Source organism: Halomonas sp. 707D4, assembly GCF_024158685.1.
GTDB lineage: Bacteria > Pseudomonadota > Gammaproteobacteria > Pseudomonadales > Halomonadaceae > Vreelandella.
Genome location: NZ_JAMZBD010000651.1, coordinates 1 through 1384 on the forward strand (window position 1 = coordinate 1; position 1384 = coordinate 1384).

Annotated in this window: 2 protein-coding genes; both read right to left on the minus strand. The window is 63.2% G+C overall.

What is annotated here, in order from left to right:
• A partial coding sequence (locus BIS11_RS17575) for a mandelate racemase/muconate lactonizing enzyme family protein (protein WP_253586729.1) occupies nucleotides 1–775 on the minus strand: 775 nt, incomplete at its 3' end.
• A gap of 18 nt (nucleotides 776–793) precedes the next feature.
• The coding region (locus BIS11_RS17580; RefSeq protein ID WP_253586730.1) for a TRAP transporter large permease subunit at nucleotides 794–1384 on the minus strand (591 nt) is incomplete at its 5' end.

Consider the following 1384-nt stretch of genomic DNA (forward strand, 5'->3'; position numbering starts at 1 on the left):
AAAGCGGCTCGTTCATCGCGTAGCGCCCGTGCCAGTTCTCGCCGCTGGCCACGGGAATCGGCTGGCCGGCGCGTACCGCCTCATAAGTGCCGATCTGCTCGGGCAGCACCGGCTCCTCGAACCAGTCGATGCCGAACGCCGCCGCGCGCTTTCCGACCTCGATGGCCTCCAGATAGTCGTAGCCGTGGTTGGCGTCGATCATCAGCCGCATGTCCGGCCCGATCGCCTCACGTACGGCCTCGATCACCTGAAGGTCCTCCTCCACGTCGAAGCCGATCTTGATCTTGACGGCGTGGAAGCCTTCGTCACGATAGCGCGCGACCTCTGCGGTCACGTCGCTGATCCGATCGACCCCTTCGCGGCGAAACGAGCCGGTGGCGTAGGCACGCACGCTGTCGCGAAAGCGCCCGCCGAGCAGCGTCGAGATCGGCACGCCGAAATGCTTGCCCTTGATGTCCCAGAGCGCAATGTCGATACCGCTCAGCGCCGTCATGGTCAAGCCTCGCTGACCCTGGTCGCGCAGCCGGTTGTATAACGCCAGCCAGATCTTCTCGGTTTCCAGCGGGTCTTCGCCGACCAGCCATTGGGCGTAGGTTTCGACGACCCGCGCATTGGCCCTGGCCGGGCCCAGGCACTCTCCCCAGCCGACGGTACCATCGTCGCAGATGACCTCGACCAGGCAGTGCTGGCGGCGGGCAAACGACATCGAGGCGCTCTCGAAAGCCGTTTCCAGGGCGTGGTCAAGAAGGTGCGTCTTGACGGCGATCACTCTCATTTGCACTCTCCTCGCGCGTTATCTGAATAGCCCGGGCAGGGTCAGCGAAATCGCCGGAACGTAGGTCACCAGCATCAAGGCGACGAACAGCGCCAGAAAGAACGGCCAGATGGTGCGCACCGCGTGCTCGATCTTGATCTTGCCGATCACACAGCCCACGAACAGGCATGCCCCGACCGGTGGCGTGCAAAGCCCCAGCCCCAGGTTCATCATCATGATGATGCCGAACTGGATCGGGTCCATGCCGAACTGCATGGCCACCGGCAAAAAGATCGGCGTGCAGATCAGGATCAGCGCCGCCATGTCCATGATCATGCCCAGAATCAAAAGGATGATGTTGAGCAGCAAAAAGATCACCAGCGGCCGGTCGGAAATGGCGATGAGTCCGGTCGTGAGCATCTCCGGCACGTTGTAGAGCGCCAGCAGGTAGGAGAACGCCGAGGCGCAGCCCACCAGGATCATGACCAGCGACGTGGTCTTGACCGACTGGACGACCGCCGCCTTGAACGAGGCCCAGGTCAGCTCGCGGTAGACGAGCCCGGTGACGATGATCGCGTAGATCGCGCCGAAAGCGCCGGACTCGGTCACGGTGAGAATGCCCGAGAGCAC